Origin of the sequence: Mycobacterium simiae (assembly GCF_010727605.1) — a bacterium.
GTDB lineage: Bacteria > Actinomycetota > Actinomycetes > Mycobacteriales > Mycobacteriaceae > Mycobacterium > Mycobacterium simiae.
Map to the genome: position 1 here is coordinate 603,768 of NZ_AP022568.1, position 25,463 is coordinate 629,230.

20 protein-coding genes and 2 pseudogenes are annotated in these 25,463 nt (G+C 65.6%); 12 read left to right on the plus strand and 10 right to left on the minus strand.

Annotation, left to right across the window (positions count from 1 at the left end; translation table 11 throughout):
- Nucleotides 1-132 precede the first annotated feature (132 nt).
- From G6N33_RS02750 to G6N33_RS02785, 8 genes and pseudogenes are all read left to right on the plus strand, one after another.
- The gene (locus tag G6N33_RS02750; protein ID WP_101528522.1) at nt 133-4,476 is read left to right on the plus strand and encodes an AAA family ATPase; all 4,344 of its coding nucleotides are present in this window, start codon (nt 133-135) and stop codon (nt 4,474-4,476) included.
- A gap of 101 nt (nt 4,477-4,577) precedes the next feature.
- Complete coding sequence (locus G6N33_RS02755) at nt 4,578-5,339, plus strand: hypothetical protein (protein WP_044510977.1); 762 nt, start codon at nt 4,578-4,580, stop codon at nt 5,337-5,339.
- A complete protein-coding gene (locus G6N33_RS02760; protein WP_081662251.1) occupies nt 5,308-6,513 on the plus strand; it encodes a polyprenyl synthetase family protein in 1,206 nt (401 codons plus the stop codon). The genes G6N33_RS02755 and G6N33_RS02760 overlap by 32 nt, the downstream gene beginning before the upstream one ends.
- On the plus strand, nt 6,510-6,968 hold the full coding sequence (locus G6N33_RS02765) for a hypothetical protein (RefSeq protein WP_044510975.1): 459 nt from the start codon (nt 6,510-6,512) through the stop codon (nt 6,966-6,968). Before G6N33_RS02760 ends, G6N33_RS02765 begins: the two co-directional genes overlap by 4 nt.
- The gene (locus tag G6N33_RS02770) at nt 6,965-7,228 is read left to right on the plus strand and encodes a hypothetical protein (RefSeq protein WP_044510974.1); all 264 of its coding nucleotides are present in this window, start codon (nt 6,965-6,967) and stop codon (nt 7,226-7,228) included. The genes G6N33_RS02765 and G6N33_RS02770 overlap by 4 nt, the downstream gene beginning before the upstream one ends.
- Nucleotides 7,225-8,247 carry a hypothetical protein gene (locus G6N33_RS02775; protein WP_044510972.1) on the plus strand — a complete coding sequence of 341 codons (1,023 nt, stop codon included), beginning with the start codon at nt 7,225-7,227 and terminating at the stop codon, nt 8,245-8,247. The genes G6N33_RS02770 and G6N33_RS02775 overlap by 4 nt, the downstream gene beginning before the upstream one ends.
- Nucleotides 8,240-8,641, plus strand: a complete 402-nt coding sequence (locus G6N33_RS02780) for a hypothetical protein (RefSeq protein WP_044510971.1) — start codon at nt 8,240-8,242, stop codon at nt 8,639-8,641. Before G6N33_RS02775 ends, G6N33_RS02780 begins: the two co-directional genes overlap by 8 nt.
- Nucleotides 8,638-11,738 (plus strand): annotated as a pseudogene (locus G6N33_RS02785) (FAD-dependent oxidoreductase). Before G6N33_RS02780 ends, G6N33_RS02785 begins: the two are co-directional and overlap by 4 nt.
- A gap of 7 nt (nt 11,739-11,745) precedes the next feature.
- Here G6N33_RS02785 and G6N33_RS02790 read toward each other — a convergent pair.
- The 3 genes from G6N33_RS02790 to dapB are packed head-to-tail and all read right to left on the minus strand — an operon-like array spanning nt 11,746 to nt 13,387.
- Nucleotides 11,746-12,201 (minus strand): flavodoxin family protein, encoded by a 456-nt coding sequence (locus G6N33_RS02790; protein ID WP_044510969.1) that lies wholly within the window; start codon nt 12,199-12,201, stop codon nt 11,746-11,748.
- On the minus strand, nt 12,198-12,653 hold the full coding sequence (locus G6N33_RS02795; RefSeq protein WP_044510968.1) for a tetratricopeptide repeat protein: 456 nt from the start codon (nt 12,651-12,653) through the stop codon (nt 12,198-12,200). The genes G6N33_RS02790 and G6N33_RS02795 overlap by 4 nt, the downstream gene beginning before the upstream one ends.
- On the minus strand, nt 12,650-13,387 hold the full coding sequence (gene dapB, locus G6N33_RS02800) for a 4-hydroxy-tetrahydrodipicolinate reductase (RefSeq protein ID WP_044510967.1): 738 nt from the start codon (nt 13,385-13,387) through the stop codon (nt 12,650-12,652). The genes G6N33_RS02795 and dapB overlap by 4 nt, the downstream gene beginning before the upstream one ends.
- Nucleotides 13,388-13,499: 112 nt before the next feature.
- On the opposite strand from dapB, the gene G6N33_RS02805 reads away from it, so the two are divergent.
- Entirely contained in the window at nt 13,500-14,858 is a 1,359-nt protein-coding gene (locus G6N33_RS02805) for an HNH endonuclease signature motif containing protein (RefSeq protein ID WP_044510965.1), read from the plus strand.
- A 50-nt stretch (nt 14,859-14,908) separates the two neighbouring features.
- On the opposite strand, the gene G6N33_RS02810 is transcribed toward G6N33_RS02805, so the two are convergent.
- Entirely contained in the window at nt 14,909-15,841 is a 933-nt protein-coding gene (locus tag G6N33_RS02810; RefSeq protein ID WP_163771452.1) for a helix-turn-helix transcriptional regulator, read from the minus strand.
- Nucleotides 15,842-16,077: 236 nt separating this feature from the next.
- Between G6N33_RS02810 and G6N33_RS02815 the strand changes: the two genes are divergently transcribed.
- Both G6N33_RS02815 and G6N33_RS02820 read left to right on the plus strand, forming a co-directional pair.
- A complete protein-coding gene (locus G6N33_RS02815; protein WP_044510962.1) occupies nt 16,078-16,686 on the plus strand; it encodes a TetR/AcrR family transcriptional regulator in 609 nt (202 codons plus the stop codon).
- A 153-nt stretch (nt 16,687-16,839) separates the two neighbouring features.
- Complete coding sequence (locus G6N33_RS02820) at nt 16,840-17,163, plus strand: TetR family transcriptional regulator C-terminal domain-containing protein (protein WP_049919266.1); 324 nt, start codon at nt 16,840-16,842, stop codon at nt 17,161-17,163.
- Between the two features lie 3 nt (nt 17,164-17,166).
- Here the strand turns inward: G6N33_RS02820 and G6N33_RS02825 are convergent, their stop codons facing one another.
- A complete protein-coding gene (locus G6N33_RS02825; RefSeq protein WP_044510960.1) occupies nt 17,167-18,249 on the minus strand; it encodes an NAD(P)H-dependent amine dehydrogenase family protein in 1,083 nt (360 codons plus the stop codon).
- Nucleotides 18,246-19,253, minus strand: a complete 1,008-nt coding sequence (locus G6N33_RS02830; RefSeq protein ID WP_044513175.1) for a Rieske 2Fe-2S domain-containing protein — start codon at nt 19,251-19,253, stop codon at nt 18,246-18,248. Before G6N33_RS02830 ends, G6N33_RS02825 begins: the two co-directional genes overlap by 4 nt.
- A gap of 217 nt (nt 19,254-19,470) precedes the next feature.
- On the opposite strand from G6N33_RS02830, the gene G6N33_RS02835 reads away from it, so the two are divergent.
- Nucleotides 19,471-20,049 (plus strand): TetR/AcrR family transcriptional regulator, encoded by a 579-nt coding sequence (locus G6N33_RS02835; protein WP_044513173.1) that lies wholly within the window; start codon nt 19,471-19,473, stop codon nt 20,047-20,049.
- 7 nt (nt 20,050-20,056) lie between these two features.
- Here the strand turns inward: G6N33_RS02835 and G6N33_RS02840 are convergent, their stop codons facing one another.
- The 4 genes and pseudogenes from G6N33_RS02840 to G6N33_RS02855 form a co-directional block, all read right to left on the minus strand.
- Nucleotides 20,057-21,136 (minus strand): PDR/VanB family oxidoreductase, encoded by a 1,080-nt coding sequence (locus G6N33_RS02840; RefSeq protein ID WP_081662249.1) that lies wholly within the window; start codon nt 21,134-21,136, stop codon nt 20,057-20,059.
- Nucleotides 21,137-21,158: 22 nt separating this feature from the next.
- Nucleotides 21,159-22,906 (minus strand): annotated as a pseudogene (locus G6N33_RS02845) (SDR family oxidoreductase).
- 3 nt (nt 22,907-22,909) lie between these two features.
- Nucleotides 22,910-23,830 (minus strand): metal-dependent hydrolase, encoded by a 921-nt coding sequence (locus tag G6N33_RS02850; RefSeq protein ID WP_044510956.1) that lies wholly within the window; start codon nt 23,828-23,830, stop codon nt 22,910-22,912.
- Between the two features lie 110 nt (nt 23,831-23,940).
- Nucleotides 23,941-25,434: a flavin-containing monooxygenase gene (locus G6N33_RS02855; protein ID WP_044510954.1), complete on the minus strand. Its 1,494-nt coding sequence runs from the start codon at nt 25,432-25,434 to the stop codon at nt 23,941-23,943.
- Between the last annotated feature and the right edge of the window lie 29 nt (nt 25,435-25,463).

Genomic DNA, 25,463 nt, shown 5'->3' on the forward strand with positions numbered 1-25,463 from the left:
CGTCACGGCGGCGGGTGGACATTCCCTGGGAGGGGAAGGCGCCATGCGCATGCGCTATGACCCGCTAACCCCTTGCCGCACCGTCGCTGCGACGGTGCCCGCTGCAAGGTGGCCCGCCTCGTGACTACGCCGATTCTCGACCTCGACGGCCGTCTGATCGACCGGCAGCAGGAGCTGACCGAACTTCGAAATGCGGTGGAAGCGGCGGGCCGCATCGGGGGCGGCTGCTTCCTGCTCGACGGCGCGCCGGGGGTGGGCAAGTCGACGCTCACCCAGGCGCTCGGCGCCGACGTCTCCGGGCGCGGGTGCGTATTCGCCTACGGGAGGTGCCGGGACGGGGCGCCCGCACCGTACTCGGCGTTGTCCGACGCACTCAGTGCGATCTTGCGTGGCATGCGGGCCACCGGGCCGGCCGAGCGCGATCGGTGGCGCGCCGACATCGTCCGCGAGATGTCCGGGTTCGCGGGTATTCTCGCCGAACTCGTACCCGAACTGGCACCGCTGCTGGGCGAACCCTCGGCTGTCGCGGACCTGGACGCCGCGGATTCGCGCCGCCAACTGCACCGCGCCGTGATCCGCCTGCTCTGCGCGACCTCGGAGTATCGAACCGTCGTGTTGGCGGTCGACGACTTGCAGTGGGCCGACCGGGACACGCTGCTGCTGCTGGGCGAGCTCTTGACGGTGTCGCTGCGCAACGTCTTGGTCCTGGGTGCCTATCGCACGGGTGAGTTCGATCCGGTCGCGGCGGGCATCACGTCGGAAAACCTCACCACTTTGCACCTCGAACCGCTGGCCCCCGACGCTATCGAGGAGCTGCTGGCAGACGTCTGCGGCCGGAGCATGGAACTGGGCGATGTCGCGACCGAGTTCCACCACCGCACGGGCGGCAACCCGTTGCAGCTCCGTCAGCTGCTCTACCGCGCCCAGCGCGAAGGCGCGCTCGTCCGGATCGGTCCGGGTGGTCATGCGAGTTGGGACCTGCGGGTGCTCACGTCGATCGAGGTGTCCGCCACGACCGCGGAGTTCCTGGGGCGCTACCTCGACCAGCTGCGCCCCACCGACCGGGACGTGCTGAGTTCGCTCGCGTGCATCGGCGGTGAGTTCGACCTCGACGACGCGACAGCCGCGGCGGCCCGGTCCCCCGACGTCGTGGCGCACGCCGTGTGGGCATGTCTGGAACTGCGGTTGCTCGACGCCCTTGACGGCGGCGGCCAGCGGATCAGCAATGCGATCAGCCGCGACGCCCGATACCGCTTCAGTCACGACCGGGTGGCCGAGGCGGCGCGCGCGGGCGTATCGCAGGACGACATGCGGGCCGTTCACCTGCGCATCGGTCGACGGCTGCTCGCAGGTGGGGACGACCGCCTGTTCGAAGCCGCACGCCACATCGGCATCGGCGGTCTGGGGCTCATCGGCGACATCGAACGCATCACATTCGTCGGCGTGGTGCGGCGGGCGGCGCAAAAGGCCCGGGCGCAGGCGTCCTTCCCGTTGGCTCTCGGGTACTGCCGCAACGCTTTGCAGCTGCTCGGGCAATCCCGCTGGACCGAACACTTCGAGTTGTCCCGGGAGCTGCAGCTCGACGCTGCCGACGCCGCGTTGCTGGTCGGCGATGTGGACGCGCTCAACGCGCTGCTCGACGAGGCCGAACAGATCCTGAACGAACCCGCCGACCGCGCTCGTATCGCTCATTTGCGACTCAAAGGGCGGGTCGCGCAGAACCGGCTGCGTGAGGCGCTCGAGATCGGCCTTCAGGCGCTCGACGAACTCGGCGAACCGGTGCCGCATGACGCGGGCAAGCCACGCATTGGCTATGCGATCGCCCGAATGATGTTGACGACTCACCGCTGGAGCACCGAGCGGCTACTGCAACTGCCGCACTGCGATGACCGCCGGGTCGTCGAGATCCACCGGATTCTTCTCGAACTGCGCAACATGTCCTACCTCGTCCGGCCCAACCTTTTTCCGCTGATAGTCCGAAAGCAACTCGACCTCACGCTGGCCCATGGCCACACTCCGTCGTCGCCGCTGGTTATCGGCGGTTACGGGATTGTCCGCGTCGTGCTCGGTGACCTCGCGGGCAGCCAGCGATTCGGCGAGGTCGGCATGCAGCTGGCCCAGCGACCGGAATTCCGCGAAGCGCGACCGCAGACGGTATTCACCCACCTGGGCTACATCCGGCATTGGCGCCACCCGCTGCGCGACGGTTTGGGCGAGCTCCGTGACGCCGTCGAGGAAGCGCTCGACCAAGGCGACCAAGAATATGCCGGGTTTCTACTCGCCTGCCTGCTCGCCCAGTCGTTCTGGGCCGGCCGGCCACTGGCCGAAATCGATGCTCTGGCAAGCTCTCTGATCCCCCACACGCGGTCGCAGCCGGTGCCCACCGCGCTCTGCCAAGCCATGCAGCAGCTTTGCCTCAACCTGATGGGCCGCACCGCCGATCCCTTCCTGCTTGCCGGCGAGAGCGGTTACGACGAGCGGGATGTGGTGCCGGCGGCCCTGCGTGAGGGCGACGAAGTCGCCTTGGGCGTAGCGGCGACCATGAAGCAAGGGCTGCACTTCTGGTGCGGCGATTACGCCGGCGCGGTCGCCGCCACCCCGGAGGCGATCGAACATCTCGGCGGCCTCACCGGCACGGCCGCGTCACAACTGGTCTACCTGGCCGGCGCCCTCAGCATGATTCAGTGCGCACCGCGGGACGTCTCGACGGTCCACTTCGTGCGCCACGCATTGGCCTTGCACCGCAAGTGGGCCGCGGGTGCACCCGACAATTACGCCGCGGCGCACGCCCTGATCCAGGGTGCCTGGGCGCGAACGCGAGGCCGACACGCCGAAGCGGAGCGCTGTCTGCACCGAGCGATCGAGCTCGCCGAAAAGAACCAGCTGCCAACGATCAGTGCGTGCGCCCATGAACAGGCTGCCGCTCTCTACGCCGACACCGGGCCTGCGACGCTGCGTGAGCACATGCTGCGTTCGGCATACCAGCGCTGGCTCAATCTGGGCTTCGCGGTGCGAACGGATCGGCTTGCGCGGCAACATCCTTGGCTCCTCCGGCGCGATCTGACGGGTTCGGGTGGGATCGACCCGGTGGGCGCGCATCAACTGCTGCACGCATTATCGAAGGCGCGCACCCCGGACGGTTTGGCCAACATCGTGCTGGGCTCGGTTGCCGACACGACCGGTGCGGGGCGAGTCCTGTTTTTGACCGGGGACGCGGAGAACCTGTCGGTGCGCGCCGTCAACGACCACGGCAACATCACGACCGTGGACGGCCCGTGGACCGAAGTGTGCTACGACGGGGACGCCGTGCGCCGCGCGTTGGACGCCGGCTCCGCGCTGATCGTCGCTGCCGGGTGCGTGCAGCCGGGCGGCCGTTCCGCGGCACCCGATGCGCACCGGCCGGTTACGCCAGTGGCGCCGTCGTTACTCATTGTCCCAATCACGGTGCAGGACAGCATCGTTGGCGTAGTCTATGCCGAGCAGGAGGTGTCCGGACGCAGCTTCGACGCCAACGACGAGCGGGCGGTCACCTTCCTCTGCGCCCAGGCCGCCGCTCCCCTGTGGAACTTCCAGCTCGAGGCAAGACTGCGGGCCGCCGACGAATACCGACAGTCGTTGATGGACGTGCAATCCAGATTCGTGCCTAACGAACTGCTGCGCATCCTCGACATCGACGACCTTCGCCGCGTCCGCGCCGGCTATCGGGTGGAACGCGAAATGACGGTGCTCATCAGCGACATCCGCGGCTACACCACCATGATCGAGGACATGAACGTCGCCGAGGCGGGCAACCTGGCGATGGGCTTTTTACGCGCCGTCGAGCTCCCGATCATCAGTTATAACGGCATGATCCAAGACGTGCGCGGCGACGAAATCGTCGCCGTGTTCGAGTCCGAATCCGATGCCGTCCGCGCCGGATTGGGCATGCTGCGCTCCTTGCGTGAGCACAACGAGGAGCGCAGGGCGCTGGGCTCCCAGGAGTTGCGGGCGGGCATCGGCATCAATACCGGCGCGGTGGCGGTCGGGCTGGTCGGCGGGGTCAACCGGATGGTGCTCACCATCATCGGTGACGCGGTGAACCTCGCTGCCCGCATTGAAAGCACCAATAAACGCTACGGCTCCGCGTTGCTCATCTCCGACCGGACCTACCAGCGCATCGCGGCCTCGGAGCGGTTCGATGTTCGTCGCATGGAGCGCGTCATGGTGGTCAACCGGCGTCGACCCGTGACGATTTACGAAGTGTACGACGAAGATTCGGCCGTACTGCGTGCCGCGAAGCGCGCGGCGCAGGCCGAGTTCGACGAGGCCTTCGCGCTGTTCGACGCGGGCGACGTCGACGGAGCGCGCGCCGCGTTCGAACGATGCCGCGAGTTGTTGCCGGAGGATCCCGTCGCGCCGCTGCATCTGGCGCACTGCGACGCGGTGGCGCGCGGGGAGATGACCCCTGGTCAAGAAATAGCGCTGCTGAACAAGTAGCGCACTACTTCAGTTTGCCAACTTTGGGGAATTACTTGCGCACGTGCCGATTGTGTCTGCATGATTTGAGGACAATCGGGGGCCGTCAAGGAGTGGCAGCCATGTATCTCAGCGCCGAGCGGTTAGCCCTGGCCAATCAGGCAGTCAAAGAGACTTTCGAGCAGTGCAGCATTGTCTGGCAAGCCATCCCGCATTGGGATACCGGTGATCCGGGCCAGATCACGGTCGCGGATGGCAAGTACAACCCCGCGGGCTTTCTACCCATCGACCAAAAGGCCATACCCTTCGTGATCACCTTGGCCGAAGCGAATGCGCCGACGCCCGATCTGTTGCTCACCCAAGTCATGGCAACCGCCAAGGATCTCGCCCAGCAGGTTGACGACGCTGTCCTCCCGCTGATTTTCACTGGCGCGTCGACCAACACCGCGACGGGCGGCGGACCGGCCGCCCTGCTTGCATCGTTGATCAAAACCAGGGCGCTCATCGAGGACGCCGGCTACCGGGCGCCGTCGTGCATCATCACGAACACTGAAGGGCTGCTGAAGCTCAGCCAATTCTCCAGTGGGGTGTCCATCCTTGGGCAGCTGACCGCCGCGGCCAACGTGAATTCCCTTTACCGCACCGTGCCGCTGAATCCGTCTGATGGCGTTCTCAAGTTGGTCTTCGTCGGCCGCCGCCGACGCATCCCCCAAGGCGGGGCACCGCAGGCATCACCGGGTGAGGAACCGGTGGATCTCGCGGTCGCCCTACCGCCCAGCCTGGAGGTCGACGGAGAAACCGGGGGCAATATCCAGCTGACCGCCCGGATCCGCTATGCAAAGAGGATCACGGATGCCAACGGCCTCGCCGCCCTCCACGTCTAAACCCCTAGACGGCACAATCTTTCCGACGGGCCCCAATACGCTCGAGGGCTACCTCGCCCTGTGCAAGGAGGCGTGCGACCGGGAAATCCAGCGGCTGTACGGTCCCGCAGACCCCGGCTCGCACGGGCTCTACGACCTGATCCTGGACTATCCCCTGCGCGGCGGCAAGGCGCTGAGACCGGCCCTGAGCATCGCCACCTGCCTGGGACTCGGGGGCCATCTCGAGGCGATACTTCCGACCGCGGCCACACTCGAGCTGTATCACAACGCGTTTCTCATCCACGACGATATCGAGGACGAATCGTGGTGGCGGCGAGGTAAACCCACATTGCACATCGACCACGGCGTGCCGATCGCCGTCAACGTCGGCGACGCGATGTTGTCCCTGTCGCTACAGCCGTTATTGGACAACGTCGAACGAGTGGGGCTTGGGCCCGCGCTGCGCATCCTGCGCGCCATCGCCAAGATGACCCGAATGACCGTCGACGGCCAGGCGATCGAACTCGAGTGGGTCCGCTCCAACACCTGGCGCCTCGATGATGCGGACTACCTCACGATGGTGGAGCTCAAGACCAGCTGGTACACGTTCATCACGCCACTACAGGCCGGTGCGATCGCCGCCGGCGCCGGACCCGAGCGAATGCCCCCACTGGAGTCGCTCGGTCGGCACCTCGGAGCGGCCTTTCAGATCACCGACGATTTGCTGAACCTGCGCGCGGATCCTGAGGAGTACGGCAAGGAGATCGGCGGCGATCTCTGGGAGGGCAAGCGGACCCTGATGTTGCTGCACACGCTGCGATGCGCCGAACCGAGCGACCAGCAACGCGTGGTGCGGATTCTGGCCAAGCGGCGCCCGGCCCCCGACGATGAATTGGGCCTCGCCGAGCTACTCGACCGACTTGCGACCCGAGGCGAACTATCCCAGTCGGGTCGGGCCGAAATCAAGGCCCGGCTGCAGGGACACCATCCGTCGGAGCCGAAGAGCCTCAGCGACATTCGCTGGCTCTACGAATTGATGCAGGGCGTCGGTTCGTTGCAACACGCCCGGGACGTCGCCGCTGAGCATGCCCGGAAGGCGGCCGCCGCGCTGGCCGGCCTTGACTGGTTGCCGCCCAGCCGCCACCGGGACCTGCTGGCCGCCCTGGTCGACTATGTGCACGGACGGACCCGATGAACCCGGAGACCTTACTCGCCATGCTGGCGGAACTCGAGCGGATCCGCGAACTCACGCTCGACCTGATCGACCGCGAGACGCCACCGCTACGCCCGGCGCCGCCGGACGACGAGACCGGGGCGCAGCGGTCGGCGTTCGAACTCCTCCTGGGCGCGCGTCGCGCGGTCCTGGGCAGCCCGGCGGCCGCCCGAGGCCTGCACGACCTGCTCGTAGGCGAGGGTCGACGCTATGCGAGCACCCCACGCGGGGCGCGGTTGTGCCAGGGGTTGGCTGCCTCCGAAGCAGTGGAGAACCTCCGGCGCGTCTGGGAGATGGTGAGCCTCAACGTTCTCGATGGTCCGGCCGCCCCCAACGCCGCCCCCGAAGCCTGGGCGGATTTGATAGCGGACGCGGTCATCGGCCGCGGTCTCGACGACTCCATCCTCGCCCGCCTGCGGCCCGAGGGGTTCGCATGACACTCACCGATGCTCGCGAAGCTCTGGCCGACCACAGCAGTTTCATCGGTTACCTGATTGGCCTCGCTGCAGTGGCCCGGATGATTCGCGTCCTGGCCGACGATGCCGGCCCGACCGCAGCGCTTCACGACGACCCCGATGACTTCGTCTACGCCCTGCTTGGGCTCGCTAGTCTCGGTTCAGGAATCGAACGTCTCGCGAAATGCCGTCCGCCGCAACGATGTTCAGTTGAGCAATCCGTTACGCGGTGGCTGCAATGAACGCGCTGCTGGCACGCAACGACTTCCTTCGCGCCCCGATGCTGGCAACTGCTCGGCCGGCGGGATTCAAGGAGTGGCATCACTTCGTGATCCACGGGCGGGGCGTGCGGCTGTTGATCAACTTCAGTCTCAACAATGAAGTATTCGGCGCTGGTGATAGCCGGCTCGCACCGCGCCTCATCGTGATCGCCCACGACGAAAACTGGACCGGCGCCATCGAGCGGTTCGACCCACACGCCGCAAACGTCTCGGCCGATCTGGGTGAACTGACCATTGGCGACAACCGGATGTCTATCCGGCCCGACGGCTACCAGGTGGCACTTAACCTGCCCGACAAAGGCATTCACGGCGAATTGCATTTCGCCTCGACCACCAGGCCGTTCGTGGTGCGCAACCAATCGCTGGGTGAGGGTCGGATCAGCTGGCTGTTCGTACCACGACTGCGCGTGCGGGGCCGATTGGCCGTCGGCTCTCACGAGCACCGCTTCGATGACGAACTCGCCTATCACGACCACAACTGGGGACATTTTCGGTGGGGCGACGACTTCGGCTGGACATGGGGCACGATCCTGCCGACCGAACCCGGGGACCCGTGGTCGATGGTCTACCTGCAGACGACCGATGGGAGCCGGCTGCGCTGCCTGTCCCAAGCCCTCTACGTCTGGCACCGCGACGAGCCCGCCGCCATATTCCGGCACGCGGCGGTGCGGACCCGCTCGAACGGGCGGCTTTGCGTCCCGGCCGATTGCACCTTGCCGCCCCCGATGCGGTTGCTGCTGGATGGCGAGGTACCGGGAGTACCGGGGCACGTCGATATCACCGCAACACGTGCGGGCGACACGGTGCACGCCGAGTTCCGCGCACGGTCGTATGCCCGCGTGGCGCAGCCGAGCGAGACTCGTCTCGACCATTCGACCGTGCTCTGCGAAACGGTTGGCAGCACCGCGGCGCACGGCACCATCGGCGGCACGGACTTCAACTTCGCTGGTACCGGTGTATTCGAGTTCCTTTATGGCTGAGTGGGTTTCGTCGCTATTGCGGCGCTCGATCGCGCACCTGGAAGACGAGGTGCCCCAGAGTTATCGCGTGCTGGTCACAACGCTCGGCTCGCTGGTGGTCCAACTCGACGTGGACGGCGAGGTGTTTGCGCTGCGCGGCGGTGACCGGTTACGGGTGTCGAACGGTACGGCACCGGGGGCCGGTGTCCGGATTGCCACCTCGCGGCTCGCCGTTCTCGACCTGATCGACGCCAGGGTGGGGCTTGGTGAGGCTGTGGAGGCCGGCATGGTTCGAGTGCACGGCTCGCTCGACGACGTCCAGCGCGTGCATGACGCACTGCAGGCCTACGTGCACGCCGCGGTCCGGGCATCCTCCCAGCCGGCACTGCTGAGCCGACTTCGGGCGGCGTCGTGACCGAACGGATAACGACGCCAGCCTCACGCGAACCCCGTCCCACGGTGGCGGTCCTCGGCGCCGGCATCGCCGGCCTCACCGCCGCACATGAACTCGCCGAGCGCGGTTTCGCCGTCACGGTGTACGAGGCGCGACCGGATGAACGCACTGCGCTGGGTGCCACGCCGGCGGACACCTACCCGGCCGTCAAGCTGGGCGGCCTCGCCGCTTCTCAGTACTCGACGGTAGGCAGTAGCGACGGGAGCCAAGCCGAGCTACGGCCATTCCCGGGACGACGCGGTCGCCCGCGTGCACCCCGGCGCGCGGTGGCGGGCGAGCATGGCTTCCGCTTCTTTCCCGCGTTCTACCTACACATTTGGGATCTGTTCCAGCGGATCCCGGTCTATCAACTCACCCAGACAGCCGATGGCACGTCGTGGACACCAACGTCGCGCACCGTCTACGACAACGTCCGGCGCGTGGTGACCAAGGGCGTCACGGTGCACGACCGACCCTCCCTGGTATTTCCCAGCGAACTGCCCCGCAGCCCCGCCGAGTTTCTCGGCGTGCTCAGCGAGCTAGCGACATTGGGCTTCACACCCAGCGACGTCGGAACCTACCTGAGCAGGCTGCTTCGCTATCTGTCCACCAGCCCGTTGCGCCGTGCGCGGGAACTGCAGAACCTGTCCGCCTACGACTTCTTGGTCGGATACGACAGCAGGACCGGAATCAACGAGTTCACCTATTCACCGAGTTGCGACAGGCTATTGCGCCAAATGCCAAGAATTCTGGTGGCTCTGGATTCCCTGTGGGGCGACGCGCGCACCAATATGAGCACCTATCTGCAGCTGTACCTAAATATGGACCGTCGGGACAACAAGGCCGACGGCGTTCTCAACGGGCCCACCACCGAGGCATGGTTGGACCACTGGTATCGCCACCTCGTCAGGCTCGGCGTGCGCTTCGTCCACAACGCGGCGAGTCGTCTCGACCCGCCCGCATCCGACCCCACACAGCCACCGCACCTGCGGCCACGCGCGCGGATCACGTTCACCGACGGCACCCGGGTGAGTCCGGACTATATGGTCGTGGCCGTCGACGCCCCGGCGGCCGAGTACGTCACCACCGCGCTACGCGCGGCCGGCACCGGGGGAACCGTGGCCAGCCTGGACGGTTTCACCACCATCCCGCCCCCACCCGACGGGCCGTTGCAACCCGCCGCGACCCGCCCCCGCGGGCGACGGAATCCCTACTCGATGGATGAGATGGGGCGGGTGCCATGGGATCGGTTTCAAACCCTATGCGGCATCCAGTATTACTTCGACACGGAGTTCCAATTGCTCCGCGGACACATGTTGCTCACCGGCACACGGTGGGCGCTGTCATCGATCAACCAGACCGGATTGTGGGAGAATCGGCCGAATCTGGACGCGGACGGCCATGTCTCGGTGCTCTCGGTCGACATCGGAGATTTCAATACCCCTTCTGATGAGCTGGTCGACGAATCGGGCCGCGGCAAGACCGCCCGCGACTGCACACCCGACGAAATCGCCGCAGAGGTATGGCGCCAGATCGTCTCCGCGCTCACCAACGCCGACAGATCGGTTGGGGCAGAGGTCATGCCGTGGCCGGTGTGGTACGCGCTCGACCGCGGCCTGATCATGGCGACCGGCCCCGGTCAAGGGCAGGGCCGAATCATCCGCAACGAATCACCGTATCTGGTTCCCATCGTTGGAGATTGGAACAACCGCCCCGGCAGCGACCCGTGGAACCCGCACGGCACGTCCTGGACCAGCACGCCGGACGACGTCGGGTGGCTTGAAGATCTCGAGGTGCGCAACGTCTGGCAGGCCCGCCATGGTGGCTATCAGGTGCACAACAACTCGGTGGTGTTCGCGGGTACATGGAACAAAACCTTCACGCGGGTGACGTCCATGGAGTCCGCGTGTGAGTCGGGACGCCATGCCGTGAATGCGATTCTCGACCATTACATCTGGGTCGAATCGGAGGGTGTCGATCGGCGGGAGCAGAGTCCGCCGCTCGCGTGGGAGTTTCCCTACGGGTTCCTCGACCAAGGCCTGTCGAGTCCGATTCGCATGCCCACACCGGCCGGTGACTACTGCTATGTGTTCGACATCGAAAACCGGGAACCGGCCGACACCCGCGCGCTGCGTAACCTCGATTCGGATCTTTGTGAGCAGTCGCTGCCGCATCCGTTGGACACGCCGGCCGCATTTTCGTCCGGCGTCCCGATGCCCCTGTTCCCGCATTAGCTGGAGGTAACGAAATGACCATGCCGACGACGGATTACCACCAACAGCTGCTCTGGTATCTGCAGACCTGGCGACAGCTGCTGGAACAGTGGGCCGCGATGGCGGCCGGGGCACCGTTTTTGACCGCGTCACCCATGCCGCCCGCGCCGCCCATGCAATTCATGCCGTTCATACCACCGTTCGCGCCGCCGTTCGGGCTCCCGGTGCCGCCCGCGGCTCCGGTGTCACCGGTTCCCTCTGGGCCGCCGGCGCCGCCAGCGCCGCAGCCACCCGCGCCGGGCGATTACGCCCAGCAGCTCTTCAGTTACCTGCAGGCCTGGCGGCAGTACCTCGAACAGGCCGCGGCCGCAGGCACGCCGCGGGCAGGCAGCGTCCAACAATCCGCGGTCCAACGATCCGCGGCGCGCCCCGCCAACGATGGCGGCACGACCGGCCGGCCCGACCTGCCCGTCCCGCCCACCGACCCGCCGGGCGGCATAAGCGCCCTACAGAGCGATGAGCACAAGAAATCCGATCCGATACCACCGCCGAAGCTGGTGGATCGAGCGCCCAGCCATTTTCACCAATCCCAACTCGCCGCCATCGACTTGGAGCCGGCGGCGAGTCCGTTCGACGATCCCGGCGAGCGATTCCAAATGCCCGACCCTGTCACGTTATCGGCTCGACCGGAAGCTGCGCGCCGGATGGTGGAAGCAGTCCCCCACCCCAACGTCGGGTCGGCTTTCGTCAGCGCCATGCAGCGCGTGGGGCCGGTAGCATCACCGCCGGCCGCGCCGGTCTCGCTGTTTTCCACTCCCGACGTTTCGGCCAGCGTGCGGGAAGCCGGCGAAACACCTTCTCGCTGACCGGTATTCACTCCATCAGCTGAGCGGCGACGGTGGCCCCGAGGTTCCAGCATGCTTCCACGTCGTCCTTACTCGGCTTGCCGGAAACCACCACCGTCTCCGCGGCTTTCACCCAGCCCAGCCCCGTCGTGATGGCGTCGAGTCCCCGTTCGGCACCTTCGGTGCCTTCGTTGCCGTGCAGGTAGACGCCGAACGGGCGCCCGCGTGTCGTGTCGAGCAATTGGTAGTACGCGCAGTCGAATGCGTGCTTGAGTGCGCCGGAGATGTAGCCGAGGTTGGCCGGCGTGCCCAACAGGTAACCGTCCGCCTGCAGCATCTCCACCGGTGAGACCGTCAACGCCGGCCGCCGAATAACCTGCACGCCTTCGATTTCGGGGTCGGTGGCGCCCGCCAGCACCGCCTCGAACATCTCCTGGGTGTGTGGTGATGGTGTGTGGTGGACGATCAGCAGCGTCTTGGTCATGGGCGTCCCTGCAACCGCACGGCGGTCTTCATGGCTTCCCGGGCACGGCGACGATCACCGGCGTAGTCGTAGGCTCGGGCGAGCCGGTACCACCGCCGCCAGTCGTCGGGGTCGGCTTCGACCTCGCCGCGCACGGTCGTGAACAGCGCATCGGCCGCGTCACGCGGGATGCGGCCCGACGGCCGTCGGGGCAGCGCGCTGGTGTCGAGTTCCATCCCGTCCTCGGCGATCAGCCGGGCCAATCGCTGATGATCGAATCCGGCCCGCAGCGTGGCAACCATGGCCCACAGTCCAATCACCGGCATGATCAGAATCGCCAGCCCGAGACCCACGGCCGGCGCCCGCCCCGCACCGATCATCACGACGGCCAGCCGGCCGAGCAGCACGAAATAGACCAGCATCGCCACGCACAGGAACGCGATCAGCAATTGCGTGCGCAGTGACTTGTTCATTGCAGGTTGAGCAGGGGCTCCAACCCCACGGTCAGCCCGGGACGTTCCCGGACGCGACGTACCGCCAGTAGCACACCGGGCACAAACGACGTGCGGTCCAGGCTGTCGTGGCGGATGGTCAGGGTCTCGCCCTCGGTGCCGAATAACACCTCCTGGTGGGCGACCAGCCCGGCCAGCCGCACCGAATGCACCGGGATGCCCTCGACGTCGGCCCCGCGTGCACCGGGCAGGCCGGTGCTGGTGGCATCGGGGTTGGGCGGCAGGCCTTTTCGAGATTCGGCGATCAGTTTCGCGGTGCGGGTGGCGGTTCCCGAGGGGGCGTCGGCCTTGTGCGGATGGTGCAGCTCGACGACCTCCGCGGACTCGAAGAACGGGGCGGCCTGCTTAGCGAAATGCATGGACAAAACCGCCCCGATCGCAAAGTTGGGCGCGATCAACACCGACGTGGCAGGGCTGCCCGCCAGCCACTCCTCGACCTGCTGCAGCCGCTCGGCGGTGAAGCCGGTGGTACCGACCACCGCATGAATGCCGTTGGCAATCAAGAACTCTAGGTTCGCCATCACCACATCGGGGTGGGTGAAGTCGATGACGACCTCGGTGCTGGCCTCGGTGAGCAGACTCATCGGATCGCCGGCATCCACTTCGGCCGACAAGGTCAGGTCATCGGCCGCGCGCACACCCGCCACCATTGCCGACCCGACCTTGCCCTTGGCTCCCAGTACTGCTACCCGCATGGCTTTCACCCTAGACGGGCCGCCCATCGGGCTTTATGCACAGTTCGGCATTGCTCCACAGCCGGCGATTTGGCCCGCGACTTGGGACCGAGATCGGACCTAGCATTCGAACATGCATTCGATTGAACTTCCGGCGGAGGTAGCCGATGCCTTGGACGGGCTGGACATGGCCGACGCCGCCGTCCGGGGCTTGAACTTCGATGCGTTGGGCCCCGCCGCCCGGCTGCATGTGCTGGGACGCATGGAGGCCTCGCGACGCCGGCAGATTGCGGTGAGCCACGACGTGATCGCAACTCTCGGCCCAGAGGAGCCCGCCGCACTCGGCGGACCGGTCGCCAAGGTGATCGCCGACCGGCTGCGCATCAGCTATGCCGAGGCTCGCCGACGCGTCAGAGAGGCCGCACAGCTCTCCAAGCGGCTGACTCTCACCGGCCAGGAGTTGCCACCGGAACTGCCGGCGACCGCCGATGTCTGGCGCGAGGGTCTCCTCGATGCTCAGCACCTGCGCGTGATCCAGGCATTCGCCCGCGACCTGCCCGACGCGACACCGCCAGCCACGGTGACCGACGCCGAGCGCTTCCTCGCCGAGCAGGCCGTCAAACTACGTCCGGACCAACTGGAGCGGGCCGCGCACCGACTCGCGTTGCACATCAATCCCGACGGCAAGTTCTCCGACTCCGACCGCGCGCGCCAGCGCGGGTTCACCTGGTGTGGTCAGCGCCGTGACGGGATGAGCCTCGGAAAGCTCGTCGCGTCCCCGGAACTGCGCGCCAATATCGACGCGTGGCTCGGGCGATTCGCCGCTCCCGGAATGTGTAACCCGGACGACCAATCCCCTTGTATCGGAGGCGAACCCAGCGAGGAGTCCGTCGGTAATGACGCGCGAACACCGGCCCAGCGTCAGCACGACGCACTCAACGCCCTGGTCCGGGGTCAGCTGGGTGACCCAAAGCTCGGCCAGCACAACGGTCTGCCGGTGACCGTCATCGTCTCTGCCACGGTGCAGGAGCTGGCGGCGGCCGCGGGACGGGCGGTGACCGGCGGCGGTACCGTGTTGCCGATTCCCGACCTGATCCGGTTGGCCCGCCACGCCTACCACTACTTAGCCGTATTCGACGAACATCAAAGCCGGCCACTATATCTCGGCCGGTCCCGTCGTGTCGCCTCACCCGACCAACGTGTCGTCCTCTACGCCAAGGATCGCGGCTGCACGCACCCTGGTTGCGACGTGCCGGGTTATTGGTGTGAAGTCCACCATGTCGAGGAATGGGCGGCGGGCGGTTCTACCGATGCCGATGCGCTGACGTTCGCCTGTCGGCCCCACCACAAGCTTGCCGGATTAGGTTGGCAGACGAGGAAACTCGCCAACGGCCGCACCGAGTGGATCCCGCCTCCGGAGCTCGACGTCGGCGCGCGTACCAACGACTACCATCACCCGGAACGTCTTGCCGGGGGCGACCAGCCATGCTAGCGCGTCGTCGGTGCACCACACGATCATCCGGCGCAAGCGCAGGCGCGCGGTCAGGCGGTCGGTTTGGTGGTGTCGTCGACTTCCAACGTCAGGGCGCGCGGGTAGCGAGAACGCCGGAGGGTTTGTGCCGGGTTCTCGCCGTAGCGAGCGGCATGTACGGCAGCGAAACGCCCTGCATTGGTGAAACCCCAACGCAACGCGATCGATTCGACCGTTTTCAGCGAAGGGTCGGCTTCCAGCAGATCCTGATGCGCGCGTCGCAACCGCACCTGACGCAGGTAATTCATCGGCGACATACCGACATGGCGCTGAAAGCCCTGCTGCAGAGCGCGTGCGCTGACGTTGGTGCGCTGCGCCAGCGACGACACCCGCAAGGGCAGGTGGGGCTCCGCCTCGATGATCTCCACTGCGGTCCGTATCGTATGGGGCGCGACATGTTTGACCTCGGCGTCAAGCAAATCCCGGTAGGGATGATCGGCGGCCACCAGCAAGGCGTACACCAAACTCTCGACAAACGGCGCGGCGACAAGCGGTTGGCAAAGCGCGTTGTCAACCTTGAAAATTTCGTGATTGAGCATCAACAGCATCTGCACCAGGCTGCGCACCGAACCTCGAGTGGTCGTCAATGAAGGCTTGAAAGCAATCTGTGACGTCAGCTGCTGCCCGATCGCATCGCTGAGAGCGTCTTCGATGGCACTGCGGTCGATGCGAAGCGCAATAGTTCGCCCGCGACCGGCCCACCGCGAGACGAAGAGTTCGCCTTCCGGCAGACACAACGAGGCATGCCCGGGCGCAACATCGAGCGTTGTTCTCCTGTGTATCAGCTCTATTCGACCTGCGACGGGAAGGCTGACCATGTAGTAAGGACGTTCGTCGAGACACCGGATCCAGGTGTCGGTGCCGAATGCTAAGTCGAGGACGGTCAGCGGTCCGAGCTGCCCGGCACGCTGGGTCAGTGAGAATCTGCTGTCCTCGTCGACCACCCCCACCGAATCTTGAAACGGAAACACGCTACGCGTCTGGTCAAACGCATAAAGTGTCGTTCGGTCGCGGGATGGCGCGGCGATGTTACATGTAATCACTTCCGTCCCTTCGTCATTGTCGTCAGCGACTGAACAATTGCCGACTCGGACCGATGACACCGCTGGCGAATATGGCTACGCGTCCCACCCCTGGCGTAGGGTGGTAAAGCATGACTCCGGAGTCTGAGTCGAAAAAAATGGACTCGCAAGTCCAAAAATTCACTGGGAAGGGCATCGCCACGCGTCGCCGGATCATCGAGGGCGCAGCCGAGGAGATTCGTGCCAACGGTGTCGTGTTGACCACCCTCGACAACATCCTCGCCCGTACCCGAACGTCGAAGAGCCAGCTCTTCCATTACTTTCCGGGTGGCCGGGAGGACTTGTTGTTGGCAGTGGCTCAGCATGAAGCGGATTTCGTGCTGGCCGACCACCAGCCGTATCTGGACGAGCTGACCTCGTGGGCCGGGTGGCAACGGTGGCGTAACGCCGTTGTCGAGCGCTGCCGGGTCCAGGCACGAAGTCGCCCGAACGCGATCCTCATGTCCGATCTGGGCCGTACGTCGCCGGACGCGCAGGATGTCATGGCGGCACTGATCCGGCAACTGCGCGTCCAGATCACCGCGGGCATTCGAAGTATGCAGCACCAGGACAAGATCGATCGCCGCGTCGATGCCGACCGCACCGCGGCCGCTCTGTTGGCCGGCATTCAGGGCGGCGCCGGAATCCTGCTGACGATCGGCGACGCGACCTTCCTCGAAGCCGCCATCGACGGTGCGATCAACGCACTGCGAACGGCCGGTAAATAGTCATCCTGGACCGGAATCGTTCGTAATAAGTACAGTCAACTGCCGAGTCTGTCTCGGCAGCTAAGCAGCGACCGCAGCTGCCTGTAGCTTCAGCTGTTGATGAATGGTCATGCGCGGCACCCAGCGACGTCAGGGAAATGACGTGGACCCCTCATGAGCGACGAGCGTCCGGTGCCCGAACCGACGGATCCGCGGATTTGGGCATCGTTGCTCGAGGCGGCGGCGACGGTGTCGCAGGGTAGGCAGGCCGTCACGCCGGCGCTGGTGCGGCGTTGGCACGATCAGATCGCCACGGCTATTCGCCGCTTACAGCGTGACGGCAGGGCACCCGACGACATCGACGCGGATCAAAGCGCGGCGGCGTTGCTGGCCGGCGTTCAGGGAGGAGCCGAAATACTGCTGGCCACCGGCGATCGGAGTTACCTGGAAGCCGCAATTGATGACGCCATCAGCATGCTCCGGCTCACTCGGGACTAGCCGCTACTTCTTGAATCGGCCCGCAAACGCGCGCAGCGGAAGGTCACCGCTGGTAATCAGGCCTGGCGGCGCGGCCACGACCGACCTGATCGCCGCCAGCGCGGGCATACCCGTGACGGTCATGCCGATCGAGGCGAAGTTCTCGGGGTTGGACAGGTCCACGCCGGGCTTAGGGAAAATCATGTGTTTGTTGTAGATGCACGGGTCACCCTTGATCTGAGTGATGTAGCAACCCTTGATGTCCCAATGCGGATCGGTGTGCGGCGTCATCTGCCATTCCAGGTGTGTCTCGACCCGCGGTACCCCGTTCACCATGCCTTGGTACTTGATGTAGTTGCCACCCAGCGATCCCTTCGGCAAGGTGTACCAGCCCAGGTCGACATCCTTCGTACAGGCGCCCAATTCGTAGCTGAACTTGACCTCGTCGAGTTGAAGATCGAAGCAGTCGGCCATCATCAGCACGCTGTCGGCGAACACCCGCGTGTATTTCTCCAGTTTCCCCGGGATCTCCGGATGATCCACCGGCAGGCCATAACCCACCTCGATCCAGGTGTCTCGGGAGTGGTGACACGACACATCGACGGACTCAATGGTCGTGACGTTTTCGATCTCGGCGACGTCGGCCGAGCATACGACGCCGAGGATTTGGTTGAGTCCCGGGTTCATCCCGGTGCCGTAGAAGGTTGCGCCGCCCTTCTCGCACGCCTCGGCCAGGAGTTGGGTCACCAGTTTGCCGGACGGGTGCGGATGATTGGTGTCGCGGTGCCATCCGGTGATCCAGTCGGCGGTGGTGACGATGTCGATTCCCGCCTCGAGCACTTTGACGTAGAGGTCTTCGTCGGGAAAAACGCCGTGAAAGGTCAGCACATCGGGCTTCGCGGCGATGATCTCTTCGATGGTCCCGGTGAACTTCACCCCGTTGGCCGGTAAGCCGGCAAACTCGCCGGTGTCCTTACCTACCTTCTCCTGCGAATAGCAGTGCACGCCAATTAAGTCCAGATCGGGCTGGGCCGCGATCCGCCTGATCATCTCCGAGCCGACGTTGCCGCTTCCGACCTGGAAGACGCGAATCGGTGCTGTACTCATTGCCTCAAGCCTTCCTGCGATATGAATGCCTCGGGATAAAACTGCTTGGCCCACTTGCGAATTGCGGTGAAGCCCGCATACTCGTCGGTCGCCAATGCGGGCGGGTCGGAGTAACGCTGGTGCTGCCAGATTTCGATGTCCTGCTCGAACTGCCGAATGACCTCACGCCCGAACTCCGCCGCCTTGCGTTCGGCGCGGTCCGGGTCTTTGCCCGGCGCCCGGCCGATGTAGACCATGAACCGGACGTCGGAGGTGAACTCGTCGACCGGCGTGACCGCCGAAATTGTGCGGTTGTCGATCATGCCCCAGCTCTTGGTCACGGCGATGCCCAGCCCGCCGTTGATCGCCTCCACACCGCTGTTGACGTCCTCTATCTTCTGACCGTCGTCGCCCTCGAAGGTGATGGTGAAGTCGACGAAGGACACCGGGCCGGCGAAGTCGTGGCGGGTGAATACCGGAACGATGGGTGTGTTGTGCACGAACTTGAAGTGCGCGAAGTCGACCCCGTTCTCGAGCACGTACTGCGGATGCAATTCCAGCCCCGCGCGGTACAACCGTTGCTGCGGATGGTAGCCGTCCGCACTGCTGCCGTCGGGAAAGGCGGCGAACACGTCCGGGGGATCGAAGAACGGCGCCCGCCGCTCGACGTCGTGCCAGATGTAGACCGAGTCGTTGCGCTCCACCACGGGATAGGTGCGTATCCGCCGGCCGCGGTTGGGGCGGTCCTGGTACGGGATACAAACATTGCGTCCCTCACTGCTCCACTGCCACCCGTGAAATGGGCATTGCAACACCTCGCCGACGACCTTGCCGCCGTATCCCAGATGTGCCCCCAGATGCTCGCAGTAGGCATTCATGACGGTGAGTTGGCCGGACTCCGCCCGCCACGCGACCATTTCCTGGTCGAAATACTTCATCTTGTGGACGTCGGCGACACCGATCTCGTCGGACCAGGCGACCTGGAACCATCCGGTCGGTTTCATCGACAACGGCGGCTTAGCCACCGAACTCACCCATCTGCGCTGTCCTCCTCGCGTACGAGTGATCGCCCCCGCCGCCCAATAATCAACGTACCCTCTATGAAAAGATAATCGGTCCCCCCGCCCCACGCAAGAAATCGATTACGATCGGCCGATGGCGCAGCGGGCTACCCAGCACATTTCGAAGGCGGGCATCGTCGGCCGCCGTCCCAACCGGCGCGGCAGCGCGACCCGGGAGAACATGCTCGAGGCCGCATTGCGATCGCTCGCCTCGGGCGAACCGGGATCGGTGTCGGCCAACCGCATCGCCAAGGAGATCGGCGCCACGTGGGGCGCGGTGCAGTACCAGTTCGGCGACACCGACGGTTTCTGGGCCGCGGTGCTGCATCGCACCGCCGAGCGGCGTCAAGGCACATTCTCGGCGCTGTCGACTCCGGTGTCTCCCGACACCCCGCTGCGTGAGCGCGTCAGCGGCATCATCGAGACGCTCTACCGCGGCCTGGCATCGGCGGATTCTCGCGCGATCGAAAATCTGCGTGCGGCCCTGCCGCGCAACCCCGACGAGCTCGAGCGGCTGTACCCGCGCACCGCCGCCGAGTTGTTTTCCTGGGGCAAGAGCTGGCTGGAAACCTGCCAGAACGCCTTCGCCGGTCTCGATGTCGATCCGGATCGGGTGCGCGAGGTGGCGGCGCTCATTCCTGGCGCGATGCGCGGCCTGGTCTCAGAGCGCCAACTGGGTTCTTACGTCGATCTGGATGTGGCCCGCCGCGGCTTGGTCAACGCCCTGGTCACCTACCTCGAGCAGTCGCCGCGGCGTTAAGGCGTTCTCAGGCGTCGATGACGAGCCGGCCGCGTTCGGCCCGCGACACGCACACCAGCATTTCGTCGCCATCGACTGCCATTCGGCCGCGGTGATCGACTTGTCCGGCAAGCACTTTCACCTTGCATGTCCCGCAGAAGCCCTGCTGGCAAGAGTACGGGGTGCTCGAATCGTGGTCACGCATCACGTCCAGCGCGGAGCGGTTGGCGGGTACCTGTAGCACACATTGCGACCGCGCCAGCTCGAGTTCGAAGGGCGCCCCGTCAACGGGCGGCGGGCTGAACCGCTCGTAATGCAGCGGCGCGTTGGCGTGTTCGTTACGGGCAGTCCGTACCGCCTCGAGCATGCCGGACGGGCCGCACACATAAACGGCCGTCGCCGGCCCGGCGCCGGCCAAGAGCTCGTCGACCGCGGCGCACCGGCCGTGTTCGTCGTCGGCCCACACTCGCACCCGCTGCGGGGCCACCGACAACACCTCGTCCAGCAACGGCATGTACTTCCGGCTGCGCCCGGCATAGACTGCGCGCCAATCGATTCCCCGTCGCTGGGCTACCTGCATCATCGGCAGGATCGGCGTGACGCCGATGCCGCCGATCACGAACAGCACCTCGCGCTCCGCCGTGCCGAGATAGAACGCGTTGCGCGGACCTTCGAACGCCAGTCGGTCGCCCACCCGGAACCCATCATGCATTTCGATCGAACCGCCGCCGCCGTCGGCGATCCGGCGGATGGCGATTCGGTAGTCGGTGCGCCGCTCGGGCGGACCGCACAACGAATATTGCCGTCGCCGCCCGGAGGGCAGCACCACGTCGATATGCCCGCCGGGCGTCCAGGACGGCAATAGCCCACCGTCCGGGTCGGCCAGTGTCAGGGCGACCACGTCGGGCGCGACGAATTCCCGTCTGGCGACGACTGCGGACCGGGTGCGCCGCACCGGAGCGATTCGGGACGGCTCCCATCGTGACACGGAGTTGAATCCGTCGAACACCTTACGGACGCCGCACAACACCGAGCCCAGCCTGTCGTGGGCGCGACGCCCATAGAGGTCGACGGGCCTGCTGTCCCAAAGGCTTTCCCGCACAGTCAGTCCCCTACCTCCCCAACTTCCCCTACTTCGGACGAATATCCACCCGCGCGAGCAGCCGGATCAGCGACGGGCTGATCCGGCGCATCGCGTAGCCGATCCTGGCCTCGGCGGCGATCGGCACCACCGCGGGACCGGTCTTGATGGCCTTGACGATTGCGGCGGCGGTGGCTTCCGGTGTGTAGTTTCGCCGGCGGTAGCTGGCTGCGGCCTTGGCCCGGGCGCGCTCCTGTTCGTCGCCCGACATCCCGGCGTAGATGGTGTTCTTGGCGATGTCGGAGTTGACAAAGCCGGGGCAGACCGCGGTGACGCTGATCCCCTCGTCGGCGAAGTCGGCGCGCAACGATTCGCTGAACGCGAGCACTGCTGCCTTGGTGGTGCTGTAGGCGACCATGGATTTCGACGGCAGGTACGCCGACGCGGACGACACGTTGACGATCGTCCCACCCGCGCCGCGCTCCACCATCTGCGCACCGAATGCCCTGCTGCCGGCGATGACGCCACGCAGGTTGACCCCGATGATGTCTTCCCAGTTCTGCGGACTGGTCTCCAGGAATCGCCCGGCCATCCCGATCCCCGCGTTGTTCACCAGGATGTCCACCACACCGTGGTCGTTGAGTACTTGTGCGGCAAGAATATTCATCGTCTCTTCGTCGCTGACATCGGCCTGGTAAACCGCCGCCTCGGCGCACGCGGCGCGGACGGCATCGGCGGTCTCGTTGGCGGCGGCCATGTTTCGGTCGACGATGATCACCTTGCGCGCACCGTGGCGGGCCAACTCCACCGCGGTGGCCCGGCCGATGCCGGCGCCCGCCCCGGTGACCAGCGCGAGCTGCCCCGCTATTTCGCCGGGACCACCATGCCCCATGACCATCCCGGCGTCTCGATCAATCCATTCACTGGTCAACCGGGCGATGACGTCGGGCCGCGACGTCACCACCCAATGCCCGCCTTCGATCGAAACAACCCGGCTGTCAGCCGGAATCGCGCCGGTGAACCGTTGCAGCGCCGGGGTGACGAACAGGTCTCGGCGGGGCACCAGTACCTGGACCGGGACGTCGGTCTTCGGCAAATCACGGCCGGGCGCCAACATGGGCGCGGGCATGTTGGCGCGGTACAGATTGAGCCCGTTGATGTAGTCGGCCATCGACCGCGGCGTTACACGCCGTTGACTGCGCGTACTCGATCGCCCGATACGTTCGATGGCCTCAACGACTTTCACCCCTATCCGGGAGCGAAACACCAGCTCCGGCAGACCAGGGCACAAGAACAGACCGATGTAGGCCGAACCCAGCAGCTGCCCGGCGACCTGGGCCAGTGTCCGCGGCGTACGCGCCGAACGCAGAAAGGCACCGGCGTATTGCAAATGTGTCCCGAAATCGAAGTCAACGAGGCGATTTTGCTCATCACCGATTGGTCGGTGATCGCCGCCCAGGCCTGAATTGAGCCCCAGTCGTGCGCCAGCAGGTGGACGCGCTCGACGCCCAAGTCGTCGATCACCGCGGCTAGGTCCGAGATTAGATGGGCGAAGGCGTACCCGGAACGTTTTGCCGGACTTGATGATTCGCCTGCGCCACGCACATCGTAGGCGACCACGTTGTAGCGGCCGGGGTAATTGCCGACGAATTCCTCGGCGACCGGATCCCAGACATGGTGGTTGTCGGGCCAGCCGTGGATGGCCACGATGGTCGGCCGCCGCGGGTCGATGTCCGTGTAACGATGGACGGCCAGCACCACGCCGTCGGACGTCATGAATTCGGAGTCGCTCGCCATGGGTCAGCGCGACGCCCGTGCCGCCGGCGACACGGCCAGATAATCGACCGCCAACCCGACTCCACCCAGTTGGGACGGATGGAACCCCGGCCGGTAGTAGTTCGTGATACCCCGCACGAAGCGCAGCGGCCCCGGCAACAGGCCCCGGCGGGCGGCCCGGAAGTAGTCCCGCCAGCGCGGCTTGGTGCCCGGCGTCAACTGTGGGTCCACCGAGTACAGGTAGCGCACACCGCGAATCCACAACAGCAACATGGCCGGCGACACGACCAACTGGGCCCGCACCCGACGCCAGTAGCCGGCCTGCAGGTGTTGCATCGTGTCGAAGGCGACCGCCTTGTGCTCGACCTCCTCGGCACCGTGCCAGCGCAGCATGTCCAGCATCACCGGGTCCGTACCGATCGCGTCGTGCGCCGGGGTGTTCAGAATCCATTCGCCGAGGATGGCGGTGTAGTGCTCGATCGCCGAGATGAACGACACCTGCTCGACCAGCCAGCTGTGCTGGCGCCGCGCACTCCATCCGGGGCGATCTCCGAGCACCTTCTCGAACATCCACCGAATCTGGTCGGTGTAGGGCGTCACGTCGATACCTTGGGCGTCGAAACGGTCCAGCACCCCCGAGTGGGCCTGTGAGTGCACCGACTCCTGGCCGATGAAGCCCTGCACATCCAGGCGCAACTGGTCGTCCTTGAGCAACGGCAACGCCTTCTTGAACACCTCGACGAAGAACTCTTCGCCCGCGGGCAGTAGCAAATGCAGGACGTTGAGCATGTGGGTGGTGAATGGTTCATTCGGCACGTAGTGGACCGGGAGTCGGGCCCAGTCGAACGCGACATCGCGCGCCTCGAGCATCAGACGTTCGTGGTCCAGGGATGTACCCGACCTGCCTGAGTGCGGCCCCACGGCCCGGTCGTCGACAGTGAACATACGCCCCCTACCTCAGCGTTTACCCGGACTTGAAGGTCGTCAGCGAACATCGGGCATGGCAAGTATAAGTTCGTGGGCGAATATGCGAAACCGCCGGTACCGGGTTTTGCTCAGCGGGCCGACACGTTACGGCGCAGGTCGTACTGGCCGGTGTCGGGGTGGGAGAGCATCCTGCGATGTTCGGCTGGCGTCAGCGGCCACACCTCCGGCACGCCGTTCTTGTTGAGGTACCAACTGTTGCAGCCGGTCGTCCACACTGTGTCCGGCATCGCGGCCCGCAGCTTGGCATTGAACCGCTCGGTCGCCGCCGCGGTGGGTTCGATCGTGTCGAATTCACCGCGACGCCAGCGCTCAATCCAGCCCAGGATGTGGTTGGCCTGCGATTCGGCGACGGTGGTCAGAGCAAGGTTGCCCACCGGGCTGTGCGGTCCCAGCATCATGAAGAAGTTGGGAAACCCGGACAACGCCACGGTTTGGTAAGCGTGTGGACCGTCGCGCCAGACGTCATTCGCGGCGATGCCATCGCGACCGATCAGCTCCAGCGGCCGGAAGAACGCGTGGGTGTCGAATCCCGTTGCCAACACGATGATGTCGGCCTCGTGCAGCATGCCGTCGTCGGTCACGATGCCACGCCGCTCCACATGATCGATACCGGTGGTGACCAGCTCGACGTCGTCGCGCTGGATGGCACGGTAAAAGCCATTCGACATCACCAGCCGCTTGCAGGCCGGTGTGTAGTCGGGGGTCAGGGCCCGGCGCAGCTGCCGATCGCGCACCTCCCAAAGGCTGGCGCGGCACAACGCCGCCATGATCCACCGTCGAAATCCGGGTTTGGTCAGCCCCACCGCGAAGAAGTCGTAGCCGCGGCTGTAGGTGCGGTACGCCGCCCGATCGAGCCACGGAAGCCGTCGCCGGATCATCGTGGTGACCCTGCTATAGCGCGGATTCGCCAGCCGCAGCACCCATTGCGGCGTGCGCTGGAACGTCAACACCTTGCCCGCCACGCCGGCCAAGCCGCACACCAGCTGGACACCGGTGGATCCGTTGCCGATCACGGCGATACGGCGGCCCCGCACCGCCACGTCGTGATCCCAGCGCGCGGAATGGAAAACGTGTCCATCAAACTTACCCAGACCCGCGATCGACGGGATCCGCGGATGGTGGAGTACACCGGTGGCCGAGATCAAAAAGTCGACCCTCGATTCCGTTCCGGCATCGGTGCGCAGCAGCCATCGGCCGTCCTCGAAACGGGCGTGGGTGATCTCGGTGTCGAACCGGATCCGGTCTCGCAGCCCAAATTGGTCCGCAATGGCGCAAAAGTAAGCCTGGATTTCGTCTCCGGGCGAAAACAGGTGGGACCAATTCGGATTCCTGGCGAAGCTGTACTGGTAAACCCTCGAGGGGATGTCGCAGACCAGACCCGGATAGGTGTTCTCCCGCCAGGTGCCGCCCACCTCGTGCGCTTTTTCGTAGATGATGACGTCATCAATACCGCTGCGCAGCAAGGCGATTGCGACACACATCCCGGACATACCCGCTCCGACGACGGCTACGGCGGGGTCGCGTCTCGCCGTCGGCGTGGCCGCTACGCACGGGTCGCCCATTCGTGGATCATAGCCACAGCAAACCGCCC